Annotated in this window: 19 protein-coding genes; 12 read left to right on the forward strand and 7 right to left on the reverse strand. The window is 66.2% G+C overall.

What is annotated here, in order from left to right:
- The first annotated feature begins 15 nt into the window (after positions 1 to 15).
- The 9 genes from AC3WMA_RS00950 to AC3WMA_RS00990 are packed head-to-tail and all read left to right on the forward strand — an operon-like array spanning position 16 to position 8,078.
- Positions 16 to 741 carry a PIG-L deacetylase family protein gene (locus AC3WMA_RS00950; RefSeq protein WP_492283548.1) on the forward strand — a complete coding sequence of 242 codons (726 nt, stop codon included), beginning with the start codon at positions 16 to 18 and terminating at the stop codon, positions 739 to 741.
- A complete protein-coding gene (locus tag AC3WMA_RS00955; protein ID WP_492283549.1) occupies positions 738 to 1,421 on the forward strand; it encodes a 4-carboxy-4-hydroxy-2-oxoadipate aldolase/oxaloacetate decarboxylase in 684 nt (227 codons plus the stop codon). The genes AC3WMA_RS00950 and AC3WMA_RS00955 overlap by 4 nt, the downstream gene beginning before the upstream one ends.
- Before the next feature lie 51 nt (positions 1,422 to 1,472).
- Entirely contained in the window at positions 1,473 to 2,648 is a 1,176-nt protein-coding gene (locus tag AC3WMA_RS00960) for an ABC transporter substrate-binding protein (protein WP_492283550.1), read from the forward strand.
- Between the two features lie 34 nt (positions 2,649 to 2,682).
- On the forward strand, positions 2,683 to 3,540 hold the full coding sequence (locus tag AC3WMA_RS00965; RefSeq protein WP_492283551.1) for a branched-chain amino acid ABC transporter permease: 858 nt from the start codon (positions 2,683 to 2,685) through the stop codon (positions 3,538 to 3,540).
- The gene (locus AC3WMA_RS00970) at positions 3,537 to 4,544 is read left to right on the forward strand and encodes a branched-chain amino acid ABC transporter permease (RefSeq protein ID WP_492283552.1); all 1,008 of its coding nucleotides are present in this window, start codon (positions 3,537 to 3,539) and stop codon (positions 4,542 to 4,544) included. The genes AC3WMA_RS00965 and AC3WMA_RS00970 overlap by 4 nt, the downstream gene beginning before the upstream one ends.
- Positions 4,541 to 5,293 (forward strand): ABC transporter ATP-binding protein, encoded by a 753-nt coding sequence (locus AC3WMA_RS00975; protein WP_492283553.1) that lies wholly within the window; start codon positions 4,541 to 4,543, stop codon positions 5,291 to 5,293. The genes AC3WMA_RS00970 and AC3WMA_RS00975 overlap by 4 nt, the downstream gene beginning before the upstream one ends.
- On the forward strand, positions 5,286 to 5,993 hold the full coding sequence (locus AC3WMA_RS00980; RefSeq protein ID WP_492283554.1) for an ABC transporter ATP-binding protein: 708 nt from the start codon (positions 5,286 to 5,288) through the stop codon (positions 5,991 to 5,993). Before AC3WMA_RS00975 ends, AC3WMA_RS00980 begins: the two co-directional genes overlap by 8 nt.
- 25 nt (positions 5,994 to 6,018) lie before the next feature.
- Positions 6,019 to 7,128 (forward strand): 5-methyltetrahydropteroyltriglutamate--homocysteine S-methyltransferase, encoded by a 1,110-nt coding sequence (locus AC3WMA_RS00985; RefSeq protein ID WP_492283555.1) that lies wholly within the window; start codon positions 6,019 to 6,021, stop codon positions 7,126 to 7,128.
- On the forward strand, positions 7,125 to 8,078 hold the full coding sequence (locus AC3WMA_RS00990) for a catechol 2,3-dioxygenase (protein WP_492283556.1): 954 nt from the start codon (positions 7,125 to 7,127) through the stop codon (positions 8,076 to 8,078). The genes AC3WMA_RS00985 and AC3WMA_RS00990 overlap by 4 nt, the downstream gene beginning before the upstream one ends.
- Before the next feature lie 119 nt (positions 8,079 to 8,197).
- Here AC3WMA_RS00990 and AC3WMA_RS00995 read toward each other — a convergent pair whose 3' ends face one another.
- The 7 genes from AC3WMA_RS00995 to AC3WMA_RS01025 all read right to left on the reverse strand — a co-directional run bounded on the left by AC3WMA_RS00995 (position 8,198) and on the right by AC3WMA_RS01025 (position 14,987).
- Positions 8,198 to 9,607 (reverse strand): amidohydrolase family protein, encoded by a 1,410-nt coding sequence (locus AC3WMA_RS00995; RefSeq protein ID WP_492283557.1) that lies wholly within the window; start codon positions 9,605 to 9,607, stop codon positions 8,198 to 8,200.
- A 108-nt stretch (positions 9,608 to 9,715) separates the two neighbouring features.
- Positions 9,716 to 10,573, reverse strand: coding sequence for a LysR family transcriptional regulator (locus AC3WMA_RS01000; RefSeq protein ID WP_492283558.1), 858 nt, complete (start codon positions 10,571 to 10,573; stop codon positions 9,716 to 9,718).
- 85 nt (positions 10,574 to 10,658) lie between these two features.
- Positions 10,659 to 11,588, reverse strand: a complete 930-nt coding sequence (locus AC3WMA_RS01005) for a dihydrodipicolinate synthase family protein (RefSeq protein ID WP_492283559.1) — start codon at positions 11,586 to 11,588, stop codon at positions 10,659 to 10,661.
- Positions 11,589 to 11,609: 21 nt separating this feature from the next.
- Positions 11,610 to 11,978 (reverse strand): cupin domain-containing protein, encoded by a 369-nt coding sequence (locus AC3WMA_RS01010; RefSeq protein ID WP_492283560.1) that lies wholly within the window; start codon positions 11,976 to 11,978, stop codon positions 11,610 to 11,612.
- Between the two features lie 7 nt (positions 11,979 to 11,985).
- On the reverse strand, positions 11,986 to 12,771 hold the full coding sequence (locus AC3WMA_RS01015) for an SDR family oxidoreductase (RefSeq protein ID WP_492283561.1): 786 nt from the start codon (positions 12,769 to 12,771) through the stop codon (positions 11,986 to 11,988).
- Positions 12,772 to 12,782: 11 nt separating this feature from the next.
- The gene (locus AC3WMA_RS01020) at positions 12,783 to 13,937 is read right to left on the reverse strand and encodes a mandelate racemase/muconate lactonizing enzyme family protein (protein WP_492283562.1); all 1,155 of its coding nucleotides are present in this window, start codon (positions 13,935 to 13,937) and stop codon (positions 12,783 to 12,785) included.
- 81 nt (positions 13,938 to 14,018) lie between these two features.
- Positions 14,019 to 14,987 (reverse strand): LysR family transcriptional regulator, encoded by a 969-nt coding sequence (locus AC3WMA_RS01025; protein WP_492283563.1) that lies wholly within the window; start codon positions 14,985 to 14,987, stop codon positions 14,019 to 14,021.
- Positions 14,988 to 15,126: 139 nt separating this feature from the next.
- Between AC3WMA_RS01025 and AC3WMA_RS01030 the strand changes: the two genes are divergently transcribed.
- From AC3WMA_RS01030 to AC3WMA_RS01040, 3 genes are read left to right on the forward strand one after another with little or no spacing between them, the layout of a single operon-like run.
- Positions 15,127 to 16,104, forward strand: coding sequence for a tripartite tricarboxylate transporter substrate binding protein (locus AC3WMA_RS01030; RefSeq protein ID WP_492283564.1), 978 nt, complete (start codon positions 15,127 to 15,129; stop codon positions 16,102 to 16,104).
- Entirely contained in the window at positions 16,101 to 16,568 is a 468-nt protein-coding gene (locus AC3WMA_RS01035) for a tripartite tricarboxylate transporter TctB family protein (protein WP_492283565.1), read from the forward strand. The genes AC3WMA_RS01030 and AC3WMA_RS01035 overlap by 4 nt, the downstream gene beginning before the upstream one ends.
- Positions 16,569 to 16,571: 3 nt before the next feature.
- On the forward strand, positions 16,572 to 18,059 hold the full coding sequence (locus AC3WMA_RS01040) for a tripartite tricarboxylate transporter permease (protein ID WP_492283566.1): 1,488 nt from the start codon (positions 16,572 to 16,574) through the stop codon (positions 18,057 to 18,059).
- Positions 18,060 to 18,161: the final 102 nt, after the last annotated feature.

Here is an 18,161-nt window from a genome sequence, read left to right on the forward strand (position 1 = left end):
GAGGACTGACCGGCGATGGCCGACAAGCAGAAGACAGGGCTGGTGATCACCGCCCATCCCGGTGATTTCGTCTGGCGCGCGGGCGGTGCCATCGCTTTGCACGCGAAGCGCGGCCTGCGCGTGAAAATCCTCTGCCTGTCCTATGGCGAGCGCGGCGAAAGCCAGTTCGCCTGGAAGAAGGCGGGCGTTCGCATGGAGGACGTCAAGGCCCAGCGTCGCGAGGAGGCAGAGGCTGCGGCCGCGCTGCTCGGCGCCGAGATCGAGTTCATGGATGCAGGCGACTATCCGTTGCGGACGACGCCCGACATGCTGGACCGCGCCATCGACATCTTTCACGAGCTTGGTCCCAGCTTCGTGCTGACCCATGCGCTCGAAGACCCCTATAATGTCGACCACCCGGAGGCGACGCGCTTCGCGCAGGAGGCGCGCATCATCGCGCAGGCCGCCGGGCACAAGCCCGACCCGGACCGCGCCTATGCCGCGCCACCGGTCTTCCTGTTCGAGCCGCATCAGCCTGAGCAGTGCAATTTCAAGCCGAATGTCATCCTGAATATCGACGAGGTCTGGGAGCAGAAACGCAAGGCCTTCGAGATCCTCGCCGCGCAGAAGCATCTCTGGGAGTACTACACTCGCGTCGCGCTGAACCGCGGCATGCAGGGCGGCCGTAACTCCGGCAAGGCGATGACCTATGGCGAGGCCTATCAACGCCTCTTCCCGGAAGCCCTGGAGGTGCTGGCATGACCCCCGTCGTCATCCGCACGACGAAGCGCGCGCCCGCCGCGGCAATGGCCGATCTGCGGGAACTCGGTGTCTCCACGACGCATGAGGCGATGGGCCGAAGCGGGCTGCTGAAGCCCTATATGCGGCCGATCTATCCGGGCGCGCAGATCGCGGGCGGAGCGGTGACCGTGCTCGCCCAGCCCGGCGACAACTGGATGATCCATGTCGCGATCGAGCAGGTACAGCCCGGCGACGTGCTCGTCGTCGCCTGCACCACCGACAATACCGATGGCATGTTCGGCGACCTGCTCGCGACCTCGCTCAAGGCGCGCGGCGGCGCCGGCCTCGTCATCGATGCCGGCGTACGCGACGTGCGGGTGCTGACCGAAATGGGCTTCCCCGTCTGGTCCCGTGCGATCTCGGCCAAGGGCACGGTCAAGGCGACGCTGGGTTCGGTCAATGTGCCCGTGATCTGCGCCGGAGCGCTGATCCACCCTGGCGACGTGATCGTCGCCGACGACGATGGCGTCGTGGTGGTGCCGCGCCTGGAGGCGGAGGCAGTGGCTGCCGCCGGCCGCAAGCGCGAGGCGGCCGAGGAGGAGAAGCGCCGGCGCCTCGCCTCCGGTGAACTCGGGCTCGACATGTACGGGATGCGCGAAGGCCTCGCCAAGGCCGGCCTCGTCTACCGCGACGACGATTGAGACCAAAACAACCGGCTTCGCAGAAAGCCGCAGCAGGGGAAGGAAACGACGATGACGCATCGCAGGATGTTACTCGGTGGCATGCTCGGGTTGGCGCTGGCCGCCTCGACGAGCGGGTTCGCGCTGGCGCAGGAGGCGGTGAAGATCGGCCTGATCCTGCCGATGACCGGTCCCTTCGCCTCGACCGGCAAGCAGATCGACGCCGCGGTGAAGCTCTTCCTCGCCAAGGAAGGCGCCACTCATGGCGGGCGCAAGCTCGAGGTGATCCTCAAGGACGATGCCGGCAATGCCGATGCGACGCGCCGGCTGGCGCAGGAGCTGGTCGTCAACGACAAGGTCTCGGTTCTCGCCGGCTTCGGCCTGACGCCGCTCGCCATGGCCACCGCCCAGATCGCGACGCAGGCCAAGGTGCCGGAGGTCGTGATGGCGGCGGCGACCGCGACGATCACCGAGGCCTCGCCTTATATCGTGCGGACGTCCTTCACCCTGCCGCAGGCTTCCGAGCCAATGGCGGACTGGGCTGCTGCCAACGGCATCAAGAAGGTCTTCACGGTCGTCACCGATTACGGGCCGGGGATCGACGCCGAGACCTCCTTCGCCAACAAGTTCAAGGCGGCGGGCGGCACAGTCGAGAGCGTGCGCGTGCCGCTGCGCAACCCCGATTTCGCGCCCTTCCTCCAGCGCGTCTCCGAGGCCAAGCCGGACGCGCTCTTCGTCTTCGTGCCCTCCGGCGTCGGCGCGCAGTTCATGAAGCAATTCGTCGAGCGCGGGCTCGACAAGGCCGGCGTCAAGCTGATCGGCCCCGGCGACGTGGTCGATGACGACATCCTCGAAGGTATCGGCGACGTCGCGCTCGGCGCCATCACCACGCATCATTATTCGGCGGCGCATGACAGCCCGGCCAACAAGGCCTTCGTCGAAGCCTTCCAGAAGGCCAATCCCGGCATGCGGCCGAACTTCATGGCGGTCGGCGGCTATGACGGCATGACGCTGATCGCCAAGGCGCTGGAAGCGACCAAGGGCGACGCCAGCGGCGACAAGCTGATCGCGGCGATGAAGGGCGCCGCCTGGGAAAGCGTGCGCGGGCCGGTGAAGATCGATCCCGACACCCGCGACATCATCCAGAACATCTATGTCCGCAAGACGCAGAAGGTCGGCTCCGAACTCCACAATGTCGAGTTCGCGACGATCAAGGACGTCAAGGATCCGGTGAAGGCGCGCAAGTGACGGCCGCGCGCTGGAACGCGGCGGGGCGACGCACATGCTGACCATCCTGTTCGACGGCATCGCCTATGGCATGGTGCTCTTCGTCCTCGGCTGCGGGCTTTCCGTGACGATGGGGTTGATGAATTTCGTCAACCTCGCCCATGGCGCCTTCGCGATGCTCGGCGGCTATGTCGCCGTGCAGGCGATGCAACGGCTCGGCCTGCCTTTCCTGGCCTGCCTGCCGCTCGCCTTCCTGGCGGCGGCGCTGGTCGGGATCGTGCTGGAGCGGCTGATCTACCGGCCGATGTATGCCAAGAGCCATCTCGACCAGGTGATGTTCTCGATCGGGCTGGTCTTCATGGCGGTCGCCGGCACGGACTGGCTGATGGGCTCGACCCAGCAATTCATCCGCCTGCCGGCCTGGCTGCAGGGGCGCTTCGAGATCGCCGGCATCGGCATCGGCCGCTACCGGCTCTTCGTCATCGTGGTCTGCGGTTTGCTCGCCTTCTCGCTGCAATGGGGCTTTGCCCATACCCGCTTCGGCAGCCGCCTGCGCGCTGCCGTCGACGATGCGCGCGTGGCGCGCGGGCTCGGCATCCCGGTCAACCGGCTCTTCGCCTTGACCTTCGCGCTGGGCTGCGGCCTGGCTGGCTTCGGCGGCGCGCTCGGCATCGAACTGATGGGCCTCGATCCCTCTTTCCCGCTGAAATTCATGATCTACTTCCTGATCGTCGTCACCGTCGGCGGCACGTCCAGCATCACCGGGCCGTTCTTCGCCGCGATGCTGCTCGGCGTCGCCGACGTCGTCGGCAAGTATCTCGTGCCCGAGATCGGCGCCTTCATCATCTATGCGCTGATGGTCATGCTGCTGATCACGCGTCCGCATGGCCTGTTCGCGAGGGCACGGGCATGAGAGCGGAGAGCCTCGACACCAAGGTCCGGCAGGCCCTCTATGCCGCCCGGCGCTGGCACCCGGCCGAGATCGCCTTCTGGCTGATCGCCTTCGCAGCCTTCCTGCTGTTCCCGCGCAACCTGCTGCTGCTCAACGAGATCGCAATCCTCGCGCTGTTCGCGCTCTCGCTCGACCTGATCCTCGGCTATGCCGGCATCGTCTCGCTGGGACACGCCGCGTTCCTCGGCATGGGCGCCTATGCGGCCGGGCTCTTCGCCAAGCATGTCGGTGGCGATCCGCTGGCTGGCCTCGTTGTCGGCATGGGCGCGGCGGGGCTGCTCGGGCTCGTCACCAGCCCGCTGGTGCTGCGCGGCACCGACCTGACGCGATTGATGATCACGCTCGGCGTCGCACTCATCCTCTTCGAGCTGGCGAACTCCTTTGGCGGCCTGACCGGCGGCGCCGATGGCTTGCAGGGGATCGTGATGAGGCCGGTGCTCGGGCTGTTCGATTTCGATATCTTCGGCCGCACCGCCTATCTCTATTCGCTCAGCGTGCTCTTCGTTCTGTTCCTGATCGCAAGGCGGGTGGTGCATTCGCCCTTCGGCCTCTCGCTGCGCGCCATCCGAGACAACCCGCTGCGGGCCTCGGCCTCCGGCGTGCCTAATGCGCGCCGCCTTGCCGCCGCCTATACGCTTGCCGCAGCCTATGCCGGCGCGGCGGGCGCGTTGCTCGCGCAGACCACGCAATTCGTCTCGCTCGACGTGCTCGACTTCCACCGCTCGGCCGATCTGATGTTGGTGCTGATCATCGGCGGCGCCGGCTATCTCTATGGCGGGCTTGTCGGCGCCATCGCGTTCAAGCTGCTCCAGGACGCGATCGCGAGTTTCACGCCGCAATACTGGATGTTCTGGATCGGGCTCTTCCTCGTCCTCTTCGTGCTCGGTGGGCGCGAGATCATCCATGGCGCGGTCAAGACCGTCACGGGGCGCCTCGCCATCTTCGGGAAGGGAGGCGCCAGATGAGCGTCGCCCTCCAGACCTTCGACCTCGTGAAGAGCTTCGGCGGCATCACCGCGACGGACCATGTCGATTTCACGCTGGCGAAAGGCGCGCGCCATGCGCTGATCGGCCCGAACGGGGCCGGCAAGACCACCTTCGTCAACCAGCTGACCGGCGTATTGAAGCCAAGCTCCGGCCGCATCGAATTGATGGGCGAGGACATCACGACGCTGCCGCGCGAGGCGCGGGTGAAGCGCGGGCTCGCCCGCACCTTCCAGATCAACCAGCTCTTCGCGACGATGACGCCCTTGGAGATGATCGCGCTCGTCACCTCCGAGCGGCTCGGGCGCAGCAGCCATCCCTTCCGTGCACTCGACCGTGATCCAGAGTTGGTCAGCCAGACCGCGGAGATCCTGAACCGCTTCCGGCTCGACGACATCATGGACCGGACCATTGCCACCCTGCCCTATGGCAAGCAGCGCCAGATCGAGATCGCCGCCGCCTTCGCAGCGCGGCCTTCCGTGCTGCTGCTCGACGAGCCGGCGGCCGGCGTGCCGGAGGCGGAGCGGCGCGAGTTGATGCAAACGGTCGCCGATCTGCCCGACGATGTCTCCGTGCTTTTGATCGAGCACGACATGGATCTCCTCTTCCGCTTCGCCACGCGCATCACCGTTCTGGTCAATGGCCGCGTGCTGGCGGAGGGCACGCCCGAGGAGATGGCGCGCGACCCAGCCGTGCGTGCGGCCTATCTCGGCGAGGACACCCATGTCTGAGCTTTTGAGGATCGAGAGGCTGAGTGCGGGCTATGGCGAGGCGCAGGTGCTGTTCGATATCGACCTCGCGCTGACCGAAGGTCATTCGCTGGCGCTGCTCGGCCGCAACGGCGTCGGCAAGACGACGCTGGTCAACAGCATCATCGGCGTCACCCGCCGGCGCGGCGGGCGGATCATGCTGGCCGGGCGCGATCTCACCGCCGCTTCGCCGGAGCAGCGGGCGCATGCCGGCATCGGCTGGGTGCCGCAGGAGCGCAATATCTTCAAGTCGCTGACGGTGCTGGAGAACCTGACCGCTGTCGCCAAGCCCGGACCGTGGGATGTCGGCCGCGTCTTCCGGATGTTTCCGCGGCTCGCCGAGCGCAAGGCCAATCTCGGCAACCAGCTCTCCGGCGGCGAGCAGCAGATGCTGGCGATCGGCCGGGCGCTCATGCTGAACCCGAAGCTGCTGCTGCTCGACGAGCCGACCGAGGGTCTCGCCCCGATCATCGTCGAGGAACTGCTGAGGGCGCTGAAGGCTTTGTTCCGCGAGGAAGGGCTTGCTGCCATCGTGATCGAGCAGCATGCGCGCAAGATACTCGAACTGACGGACGATGCCATCGTGCTCGAACGCGGCCGCGTCGTCCTCACCGAGAGTAGCGTGACGCTTATCGCCGAGCCCGAACGGCTCGAACACCATCTCGGCCTCGCCGCCGCCTGATCATCGAGAAACGGGAGGAGACGTCATGACAAAGAGGACAAAGCCGCCGTTCCGGGGCGACATGGTGGGCAGCCTGCTGCGCAGCGCGCCGGTCAAGGACGCCCGCGCCAAGGTTGCTGCCGGCGAGATGGACAAGGCCGAGCTGGCCAGGATCGAGGACGAGGAGATCAGGAAACTCGTCAGGAAGCAGGAGGAGATCGGCCTGCAGGCCGTGACCGACGGCGAGTTCCGCCGCGCCTTCTGGCATTTCGACTTCCTCGACGGCCTGACCGGCGTCACCACCTACGAGACCGATGCCGGCATCCAGTTCAAGGGCGTCGCGACCAAGGGCCACGGCATCCGTGTCACCGGCAAGCTCGACTTTCCGGCCGCCCACCCGCACCTGGCCCATTTCAGGTTCCTGGCTTCGGTCACGAGCCGCGTGCCGAAGATGACCATCCCGAGTCCGTCCATGCTGCATTACCGCGGCGGGCGGAAGGCGATCGATCCGAGCGCCTACCTCCGGATGGAGGATTATTACGACGATCTCGGCAAGGCCTATGCCAAGGCGATCAGGGCCTTCTACGACGCCGGTTGCCGCTATCTGCAGCTCGACGACACCAGCCTGTCCTATTTCTGCGACCCCGAGCAGCGAAAGATGTTGGCCGAGCGCGGCGACGACCCGGACAAGCTGATCTTCATCTATCGCGACGTGCTCAACGCGGCGCTGAAGGCCAAGCCCGCCGACATGCAGATCACCACCCACACCTGCCGCGGCAATTTCAAATCGACCTTCATCGCGTCGGGCGGCTACGAGCCTGTCGCCGACATGGTCTTCAACCAGATCGATGTCGACGGCTATTTCATGGAGTGGGACGACGACCGCTCCGGCGGTTTCGAGCCGCTGCGCTTCCTGCCGAAGGGCGACAAGCAGGTCGTGCTCGGCCTCGTCACCTCCAAGTTCGGCGCGATCGAGAGCAAGGACAATCTCAAGCGCCGGATCGAGGAAGCCGCGAAATTCGCGCCGCTGGAGCAGCTCTGCCTGTCGCCGCAATGCGGCTTCGCCTCGACCGAGGAAGGCAATGTCCTGGCCGAGGACGAGCAATGGGCCAAGCTCTCGCGCATCCTCGACGTCGCGAAGGAAGTCTGGGGATGAATAGCGAACCCTGTTTCGACATCGCCCATCTCGGCCATGTCGAGTTCTTCACCAACAAGCCCGAGGCCAGCCTCGATTTCTTCGTCAATATCTTCGGGCTGACGGAGAGCGGGCGCGAGGGCGATTCCGTCTACCTGCGCGCCTGGGACGATTACGAGTTCCACACGCTGAAGCTGACCGCCTCGAACACCACCGGCGTCGGCCATATCGGCTATCGCGCCACGAGCGAGGCGGCACTTCTGCGCCGTGTCGCCGCGATCGAGGCGATGGGTGCCGGCCTCGGCTGGAGCGAGGGTGATCTCGGCCATGGCCGGGCCTATCGCTTCCGCGATCCCGATGGGCATATCTTCGAAATCTATTTCGACACCAACAAGTATGTCGCGCCCGAGGGCGAGCGGCCGGCGTTGAAGAACCAGGCGCAACGCAACCATGGCCGCGGCTGCGCCGTGCGCCGGCTCGATCATCTCAACCTGCTTGCGCAGGATGTGGCGGTGATCCGCGATTTCATGCCGAAAGCGCTGGGCAGCCGCGTCACCGAGCAGATCGTGCTGGATTCAGGCGAGGTCGGCGGCTGCTGGTTCACCGTCAACAACAAGAGCTACGATATCGCCTATACCCGCGACCACACCAAAGCGCAGGGACGCTTCCACCACGTCACCTATGCGGTCGACCAGCGCGAGCACATCCTGGAGGCGGCCGATCTCTTCCTGGAGAACGGCGTCTTCATAGAAACCGGGCCGCACAAGCACGCGGTGCAGCAGACCTTCTTCCTCTATGTCTACGAGCCCGCCGGCAACCGCGTCGAGATCGCCAATGCCGGGGCGCGGCTCATCCTCGATCCGGACTGGCAGACCGTGACCTGGACCGAGACCGAGCGGAAGAAAGGTCAGGCCTGGGGGCTCAAGACGATCGAGAGCTTCCATACGCATGGCACGCCGCCGGCGGCCTAATGGCACGGCGTTGCCCGAATGCGAAAACCATCGAGGCGCTGCATTGAAGTCCGAAACCGCGTTCGTGACGCGGACCCGGCCGGCGCTGCCGCCGGCCGCCTCGCAAGGATCCGACGGCCTCAGGCGGCGCCGACGCCGCCGAAGACCATGCGGCCGCGGTGGAAGGTCGCGCTCCGGTCCGGCAGACGGGCCACCGCCTCGGCTGAGCAGCTGGCCGGGACCAGCGTGAAATCGGCGGAGTCGCCGGCCTTGGGCCAGGCCCGCTCGCCCTTGTCGGTGAGCGGCAGCACGCCACCGGTCGCGATCGCCAGCGCGCGGGACAGGCGGAATTCGTCGCTGCCGCGATAGAGCTGCGCGTAGAGATTGGCTTTCTCGAGCATGTCGGCCCGACCGAAGGGCGACCAGTGGTCGGTGACGCTGTCGGTGCCGGTCATCACGAAGACGCCCTTGGCGGTGAGCTGCGGCAGCGGCATCGTCGAGGCGCCGAGCGGCACCGTCGAGGCGATGCTCATGCCCTGGGCGGCCATGCGCGTCGCGGCCTCGTCGAGGGCGCCCGCCGACATCGTGGCCAGCGCGAAGCCGTGGCTGATGGTGACCTTGTTGCGCAGCGCGGGGTTCTTCTCGACGGTCGCGATCATGTGCAGGATCGCCGCGACGCCGGCCGGGCTCGACTCGTGCAGATGGATGTCGACGCCGGTATTGGTGTCGAGCGCGATCTGGAACATCGCGTCGAGCGACTTCTCCATGGCGCTATCGACATTGGTCGGATCGAGGCCGCCGACATAGGCGACGCCCATGCTCATCGCCTCGCGCATCAGCTTGTCGACCTTCGAGAGCAGCAGGCCGTGCTGCGGGAAGGCCACGATCTCGCAGTCGAAATCGGCGCGGTGCTTCTCCAGCGCGCGCTTGAGGTTTTCGAGGCTCTTCAACCCGCTGACCGGGTCGATATTGCAATGGCTGCGCGCGACCGTGGTGCCCTTGGAATGCAGCAAGTCGATGAGCTGCTCCGCGTGCTTCTGCGAGTCCGGCAGCAGTTGCGGGATCAGCTTCTCCTCGCGGGCGATCATGTCGAGGATCGTCTTGCCCTGCCGCGGCAGCGGTGCCTGCCAGGCGCGGCCATAGAAGGTCTTGTCGAGGTGGATGTGCATGTCGCGCATCGCAGGCAGGGCGAGCTGACCATGGGCCTCGTAGCTCGGCACGCCCGCCGGCAGCGTGGCACCGGCCGCATGGATCGCGGCGATCTTGCCGGCCTTGACCTCCAGGGCGTAGAGGCCCGAGCGCGTGCCGGTCACGATGTCGCCGTCGTAGACGAAGCCTTCCTCGAGCCGGACGCCGGTCAGGAGATAGTGCTGCTCGGTCGGCATGCTCTTGCTCGCCTCGGACGCAGGCTTGGCGGAGGTAGGCTTTGCATTGGCCGGCTGCGCCTGCGCGGCCCCGCTCGGCAGTCCCGCCATCACGGCGCAGGCGGTGGCGAGGCCACCCGTCCGGCCGATGAACGAACGCCTGCTCTGATGATGTGCCAGTTCCATGGGTCGCCGCCTCCTTGTGATTGTTGCCGACGCCATAAGGCTGAAGCCAGCATTTTGGCAGCGATATTTGGCAATGCTGGCGATTGCGATGCTCAATGCTAGCGTCCTCTACGGCTCTAGATGGCAATAGGCAGCCAGCCGCTCGGCCAGGATCGCGGTCGAGGCCGGCGCATCGTCACGGTAGTACAGCGCGAGCTCGAAATCGGTCATCTCGGCGAAGCCTTCAGCCGCGCCTAGAACCCTGTGGCCGGGCAAGCGGCAGCTGGCGGGCAGCAGGGTCATGCCGAGCCCGGCCGCTGAAGCGGCGGCGAGCGCGGCGAGGCTGCCGCTGCAATAGCCGATGCGCCAGCGCATCCCGAGCCGATCAAGCGCCCCACACAATTCGTCGCGATAGAGCCCGCCGAGCGGGAACATCGCCAGCGAGACCGGCGCGCGCTCGATAGCCGGATGCTCCCGGCTGTCGAGCCAGAGCAAGGGCTCGCGCCTTGCCGCACGCGGCGGCTGGCCGCGCCGCTGCTTCACCAGCACGAGGTCGAGCTCCTCGCGCTCATAGGCCGCGCGCAGATCGGCGCTCAACCCGCTGCTGACATCGAGCCTGAGATGCGGATGCGTCCGGCTGAAATCGGCGAGCAGATCGATGGTCGGCACGGCGAAATCCTCGGGCATTCCCAAGCGCAGCACGCCGTCGCGCCAGACGCCGGCCAGCGCATCGTGAGCTTCCTCATTGAGGGCGATGATGCGCCGCGCATAGCTCAGGAGGCGCTCCCCCTCCTCGGTGAGCTGGACCTGGTGCGACGATCGCTCCAGCAACGGGAAGCCCAGCAGATCCTCCAGGCGCTTGACCTGCAGGCTGACGGTGGATTGCGACAGCGAGACCCGATCGGCTCCGCGCGTGAAGCTCAGCGTCTCGCAGACCGCGACGAAGCTGATCAGCACCTGCGGATTGAACATCGGGTAGCGATTCATGCGTTCGTCGCTCCGGGTGCACGCGCCGCGAAGCTCGTGATTACCGCGACAGACGGTTCTGCTGCAACGAACGTGCGCTGATCGCTCAGATCTTCGCGCGCGGATCGTGCTTTGCGATGCGCGCCAGCAGGTAGTCGACCTCGGCCTTGGCCGCGGCACTGAGGACCGAGCCCGGCTTGCGCTGGGCGTCGTGACTCAAGATGCCGCGCTTCATCATCGTATACTTGCGCACGGCAAGGCCCACGCCCTGCTGCTGCTCGTAGCGCATCAGCGGCAGGTGGGCGTCGAAGATGTCATGCGCCTTGTCGCGCTTTCCGGCCTTCTGCAGGCGGACCACGTCGATCAGCAGCTCAGGGAAGGCATAGCCGGTATTGGCGCCGTCGGCGCCACGCTCCATCTCGAAATCGAGGAAGAGTCCGCCATTGCCGGTCACGATCGAGATCGGGCGCAGCGAGCCTTCCTTCTGGAACTTGCGCAGCGTCGAGATCTTCTCCAGGCCCGGCCAGTCCTCGTGCTTCAGCATCACGCAGGAGGGGTTGTCCATGACGATCTTGCGGATCACCGCCGGCGTCATCACGACCGAGAGCGTCAGCGGATAATCCTGGATGACGAAGGGGATGTCGCTGCCGATCGCCTCGACGGCCTGCGCGTAATAGCCGGTGATCTGGTCGTCGGTGCGCAACGAGGGCGGCGGGGCGATCATCACGCCGCCGGCACCGAGATCCATGACCTGCCGGGCGAGCGAGCGCATCGCGGCGAAGCCGGGCGCGGAGACGCCGACGATGATCGGCTTCCCACCCATCCGGGCGACGCAGCGCTTGACCAGCTCGACCGATTCCTCGGGCTCGAGCTTGGGCGCCTCGCCCATGATGCCGAGCACGGTGACGCCGTCCGAGCCGATGTCGTGGTAGAACTGGAACAGCCGGTCGGCCGAGGCCCAGTCGATGCTGCCATCCGGATTGAACGGGGTCGGCGCGATCGGGAAGACGCCGGAAGCGTCGGGGGTCAAGCGCATGATGCGGTCCTTGTCCTAAATTCAGTCGAAGCGCAGTGCCGAGCGGCCGACCCAGCCGGGCATCTGGTCGGCCCTGGCCGGCGCGAAGATCTCGTAATAGCTGCAGCCTTCCGGGCCGGTCCCGACCGCGCAATGGCGTGAGCCCGTGGGGAAGAACACCATGTCGCCGGCCCGCGCCTCGACGATGGCGCCGTCGATCGTCAGCCGGCACAGCCCCGAGACCATGACGAGAATTTGCTCGTTCTCGTGCCAGTGCGGCTTGCCGTCGAAGACCGCGTCCGGCGCGGTCGTGATAAGCACCGCGGAGATCTTCTCGCCCGATATCGCGCGGCGCTCCGAGCCCGGGCGCATTCCCTGCGCCCCGGGCAGCTTGTCCCAATCGATCAGCATGATGTCCTCAGATGCTCGGGATGAGGCCGCCATCGACGCGGATGACCGAGCCGGTGACATAGGAGGCGCGGGCGCTGGCGATGAAGGCCACGACATCGGCATATTCCTGCGGATCGCCATAGCGCCCGAGCGGGATCGAGGCCGTGCTGGCAGCCGCGACCGCCTCGACACTGCGCCCTTCGCGCTTGGCCTTCTGCTCGTCGAGGAAAGTGATGCGCTGGGTCGCGACCCGGCCGGGCAGCACGATGTTGACGGTGACCCCGTCGCCGCCGACCTCGCCGGCCAGCGTCTTCGACCAGCCGAGCAGCGACATGCGCAAGGCATTGGAGAGGCCGAGATTCGGGATCGGCGCGACGACGCCTGACGAGGTCGAGGTGATGATCCGCCCCCATCCCCGCTCGCGCATGCCCGGCAACACCGCATCGGTGACCGCGATCACCGAGAGCACCATGCCGTCGAAGAACTTGCGCCAGAGCGCGCCATCCTGTCCTGCGGCCGGAGACGGCGGCGGCCCGCCGGTCATGTTGACGAGGATGTCGACCGGCCCGAGGGCCGCCTCGATCGCTGCGAGACGCTCCGGGATGACCGAGAGATCGGCCAGATCCCAGGCCAGCGCGCTGGCATCCTGTCCGCGCGCCTTTATTGCATCCGCCGTCGCGGCAGCTGCCATGGCGTCGATATCCGCGACCGCCACGCGCGCTCCCTCTCCCGCCAGCGTGCGGGCGATCGCACTGCCCAACCCGCCCCCGCCACCCAGGACGAGCGCCACCTTGCCTTCGAGGCCGAGATCCATGATCCGCCCCCTCAGCCGCGAACGCGGTAGGTGTCGATGATGCCGTCCTTCGGCTCGAGGCCGAAGCCGGGCGCCTGGCTGACGGTCAGCCAGCCATCCTGCGGCTGCGGCACCTCCTCGAAGAGGGCGTTGTAGGTCATCCACTTGTGGAAATGGTATTCGACCAGGCCGCCATTCGACAGGCCGGCATGCAGCGCGATGTTGTGCGGGCCGTTGCCGTTGCCGTGGCTGAGCGGAGTGTTGAAGGCCTTGGCGAGGGCTGCGATGCGGATCGCGGCGGAAAGCCCGCCATCGTTGTTGATGTTGGGCTGGATGAAGTCGACCGCCCCTGCCTGCAGCAGTTGCAGGGCGGTGAACCTCTCGTTCTCGGCCGCCGCGACCGCGATCGTCGTCTGCTTGCGCAGATGCGCGAGGACGGCAGGGTCGTTGTAGTAGATCGGCTCCTCGATGAAGGCGATGTCGAGCTCCTCGCAGAGCTTGCACAGCTTCACCGCCTCCGCGATCGACATGCGCAGGTTGCCATCCATCGAAAGCTGGATGCCGGGCCCGATCGCCTCGCGCATCGCCTTCATGCGGCGATAATCGTCCTTGGGATCGGGGATGGCCTGGCGGCCGACCGTGTTCTTGACGTGGTTGTTGCCGAGCTTGACAAGATGGGCGGCCTCAGCGGCGAGTTCCTCGGCGCTGTAGACCGGCGCGCCGTCATAGGCCGCGCCGTGGGTGACATAAACCGGGACCCTGTCGCGCGCGCCGCCCAGCAGGACATGGACGGGCTTGCCGAGCGTCTTGCCCTTGATGTCCCAGAGGGCGATATCGATCATCGCCAGGGCCGAGACGAAGGCGCGCCCGAGCGGCCGCTCGAAGATATGCCGGTCGAACAGCGTCGGAATCCGCTCCGTCCGGAAGGGGTCCTCGCCGAGGATGCGCGGGGTGATGTACTTGTCGATCAGGTCGGTCACGACCGGGTGGGTGTAGCCGCTCGTCGCCCATCCGACGACGCCGTCATTGGTTTCGATCCGCAGCAGCATCGCGCCCTCCTTCTTGGGCAGGTCGCGGAACGGAGGCGGCTGGATCGGGATGTTCTTGAGCTGGTGGATCTCGATCTTGGCGATCGTCTGACGGCTCGACGCGACCTGCGTCTCGAACATGAATGTCTGGTTGAGCATCTGCAAAGCCCTGCACAGCGTGTGACTGGGCCGAGCTATAAGCAGACGCATTTCGATAGCATAATCGAATTATCGAACCGATTATTCTGATTTCCGCATCGGTTTCGGGCGACGCGGGCCGGAGAGCTTCATCCTGGCATCACCGGCCGTCATCGCCTTGATGAGCTCGACGAGGCGCATGGCGGCCGGCGAGAGCATGTGCCCGCGCACCCGCACGATGCCGAAATGCTGCGTGATCGTCGGCTCGACGATCAGCATCTTCTGGACGCGGTTCGACGTCACCGTCCGGGCCGCAGAACCGGTGAGGATCGACGCTCCGAGCCCGGCCTCGGCCAGGGCGGCAAGGGTCTGCCCCTGGATGCACTGGTAGCGCGTCTTGAGCGTCAGTCCCTTTTCCTTGGCCGCCTGGGCGACGAGCTGGGCCATGACCGTCGTCGCATGGAACTGGATGATCGGCAGCTCGGCGAGCTCGGCGAAGCTGATCTGCTCGCGATCCTCCTTGATCAGGCTGCGCGGTACGAGCGCCAGGATCGGCTCGACGATGATCGGCTCGAACTCGAAATCGCCATCTCCCACCACCGGGCCGATGGCGAAATCGACATCGCCATTGCGCAGGCTCTGGAACAGCTCCACCGATTTGAGCTCCTGCAGGACGATGCGGACACCGCGATATTCCTTCTCGAAGGCGGCGAGGATGGGCGGCAGCCGCGTGGCCGCCAGCATCGGAGCGCAGGCGACCGCGACCCGGCCGCGGCGCATATCGGCGACCTCGCGGATATTGCGCAGGCCAAGCTCGATCTCGTTCACGGCCCGGCGCGCGTTTTCCAGCAGCTGCTCCCCCTCAGCAGTCAACTTCACTCTGCGCGTCGTGCGGTGGAACAGGGCGACACCGACCTGGTCTTCCAGCTGCTTGATCTGGGTGCTGACCGCCGACTGGGAGCGCGAAACCAGGTCGGCCGCCTCACGGAAGCTGTTGTTTTCCGCAACCAGCAGGAAGGTCTGCAGCAGTTTGAGGTTGACCCGGTTCGAACCCAGCGTGCTGTCGGACATGGTGCTTCTGTTCTGAAAATCAAACTAATCATCCACATTAATGAATTTATTGAGCGGCGCAAACTTCGCTAGGTTTCAATCCAAGCCGCCCATGAGCGGCAATGGTCCTGAATCCACGAGACCAAGGGAGGGTTTCATCATGCCATCTTCGCGACGCACCGTGACAAAGGGGCTCGCTGCCGCACTGGGAGCCGGAGCGCTGATCGCCCTGCCCGCCATTGCCGTGGGACAAAGCGGCTACGCACCCAGGAGCGATGTCCAGATGGTCATCTCCTACGCGCCCGGCGGAGGGCTCGACCTGTTCGCGCGCAAGGTGATCGACATCATCCGCGAGGAGAAGCTCGCGCCTGTGGTGATCAAGCCGGAGAACCGCTCCGGCGGTTCGGGCGCCGTCGGCTGGGGTTGGGTCAAGGCCAACCGCAACAGCTCGAACGAGACGCTGACGCCTATCAACACCGCCTCGATCCTGACGCCGCTCCAGGTGCCCGGAGCGACCGGCTGGAAGGATCTGCGCCCGCTCACCAACATCATGGCCGAGGACTATGTCGTCCTCGTCCGGGGCGACTCCAAGTTCAAGAATTTCGCCGAACTGGCGGCGGCGGCAAAAGCCTCGCCCCAGGCCGTCTCCTTCGCCGTCGGCGGAATCGGCGACACCATTGCCGCCCGCGTCGTCGCCAAGGCGATCGGCGCCGAGTTCAACCTCGTCACCTTCAGCGGCGGCGGCGAGACGACGACCGCCTTGCTCGGCGGCAATGTCGACGCCACGATCAGCAATCCCGGCGAATATCTCGGCCAGCTGGGAAGCGGCGCGATCCGGGCGCTCGCGACGACACGCCAGGCCCGCTACGAGGGTGAGCTTTCCGCCATCCCGACCCTGGCCGAGCTCGGGCATCGCAACGCCCTCGTCCAGAACTGGCGCGGCTTCGCCGGCCCGAAGGGAATGTCCGACGACGCGGCCAGATACTGGCAGGGCGTCTTCGACAAGGTCATCGCATCCGACAAGATGAAGAAATACATCGCCGAGAACAACGCGGCCTTCGAGATCCACAGCGCGCAAGGCTATCTCGACTACATCGGCAAGCAGGAAGTGGTGTTCAAGGAGCTGATGGCGAAATGACCGCGTTCAGGAATGTCCTGCGCTCCCTGCGCTCCGGTGAAGGCGTGCTGCCGCTCGCTCTCATCGTGCTGGGCGCCTACTGGATGGCCCAGGCGCTCCGCCTCGGCCTGTGGAACGGGGCCCGCCCCGATTCCGGGCTGATGCCCTTCATCTACGGGGCGCTGATGATCGTCTTTTCCGGAGCCGTGCTCATCTTCATCGGGCATGAAGGGCCGGCCGGCGAGCAAGAGCCGATCGGAAAGCCCGCGCTGCTGATCGGCCTGATGATCCTGACCGTGCTCGGCTTTCCGTTGATCGGTGGGGTAGCCTCCCTCTTCCTGATGACGGCCGTGACCTATGTCGCGATCGAACGCCTGCCCCTCGTCCGGTCGATCGCGACATCTGCGGCGGTGACCGCCGTCTACTACGTCGTCTTCGACCGCTGGCTGTCCGTGACCCTGCCGCAAGGCCCCTGGGGATTCTGACCGATGGACCAACTCGCGAACCTGGCGGGCGGCTTCGCCACCGCCTTCACGCCCTATTACCTGATGATGTGCTTTGCCGGCGTGATGATGGGCCAGATCATCGGCGCGCTACCGGGCATCGGCCCCTCCGCGGCGATCGCCTTGCTGCTGCCCCTGACCATCGGCGCGGACCCGACGGGCACGCTGATCATGTTCTCCGGCCTCTATGCCGGCTCCCAATATGGCGGCACGCTGACCGCGGTCCTCCTCAACGTCCCCGGCGAGGCCAGCAGCGTGATGACCGCGGTCGACGGCCACAAGCTCGCGCAGCAGGGCCATGCCGGGCCGGCGCTCGGCATGGCGGCGCTCGCCTCCTTCATCGCCGGAACTTTGGGCACCGTCGGCCTGATGCTGCTCGCGCCGCCCCTGTCCAAGCTCGCGCTCGCCTTCGGGCCGCCCGAGTATTTCTCGCTCGTCCTGCTCGGGCTGACCGCGCTCGCCGCGGTCGGGGGCTCGGTGGCGAAGGGGCTGGCCGGCGGCATGCTCGGCCTCGTCATCGGCACGATCGGCATCGACAAGCAGAGCGGCGTCGGTCGCTACACCTTCGACCAGCTCTGGCTGATCGACGGCATCGATTTCGTCATCATCGCCGTCGCCATCTTCGGTGTCGGTGAGGTTCTGGCGACCTGCCGCGACACCGCCTCGCAGAAGGCGATCGAGGTCGGACCGGCCTTCCCGACCCGCGAGCACTGGCGGGCCTCGCGCTGGTCGATCCTGCGCGGAACCCTGGTCGGCTTCATCGTCGGCATTCTCCCGGCTGCGGGAGCGACGATTGCATCCTTCATGGCCTATGTCGTTGAAAAGAAGGTCTCCAAGACGCCCGAGCGTTTCGGGCACGGGGCGATCGAGGGCGTGGCCGGACCGGAGGCCGCCAATAACTCCGCCGTATCCGGCAACATGGTGCCGATGTTCGCGCTCGGCATCCCGGGCTCCGGCACGACCGCTCTGATGCTGGGCGCGCTGATCATGTTCGGCATGCGGCCCGGCCCCGACATGTTCACCACCAACGCGACGCTGATCTGGGGCGTCATCGCGAGCCTGTACATCGCCAATGTCCTGCTCCTGATCCTCAACATGCCGCTTGCCGGGCTGTTCGCGCGGCTGCTCAACATTCGCTACAGCTGGCTTTATCCGCAGATTCTCGCGATCTGCCTGCTCGGCGCCTTCGCCAATTCGAACAGTCTCCAGGATTGCTCGCTGCTGATCGGCTTCGGCGTGCTGGGCTGGCTGATGAAGCGCTTTTCCTGGCCGGCGGCGCCCCTCGTCCTCGGGCTAGTCTTGGGGCCGATCTTCGAGACCGCCATGCGGCAGGCCCTCTCGATGTCGCGCGGGGATTTCTCGATCTTCGTCACGCGGCCGATCTCGGCGCTGCTGCTGGCCGTCGCGATCGCCACCATCGTCATGCCGGCCACGGCCGCTCTGTTGCGGCGCCCGAAAGCCGCGGGCGCCTAGGTGGGGTCATTCCACGCGCGATGAGAGCCGCCCCGGGCCATTGCCCTGGGGCGGCAATCAGCGTTCACCGAAACGCTGGGGCGGACACGGAAACCGGCCTTC

Source organism: Allobosea sp. FW305-C-101, assembly GCF_058783685.1.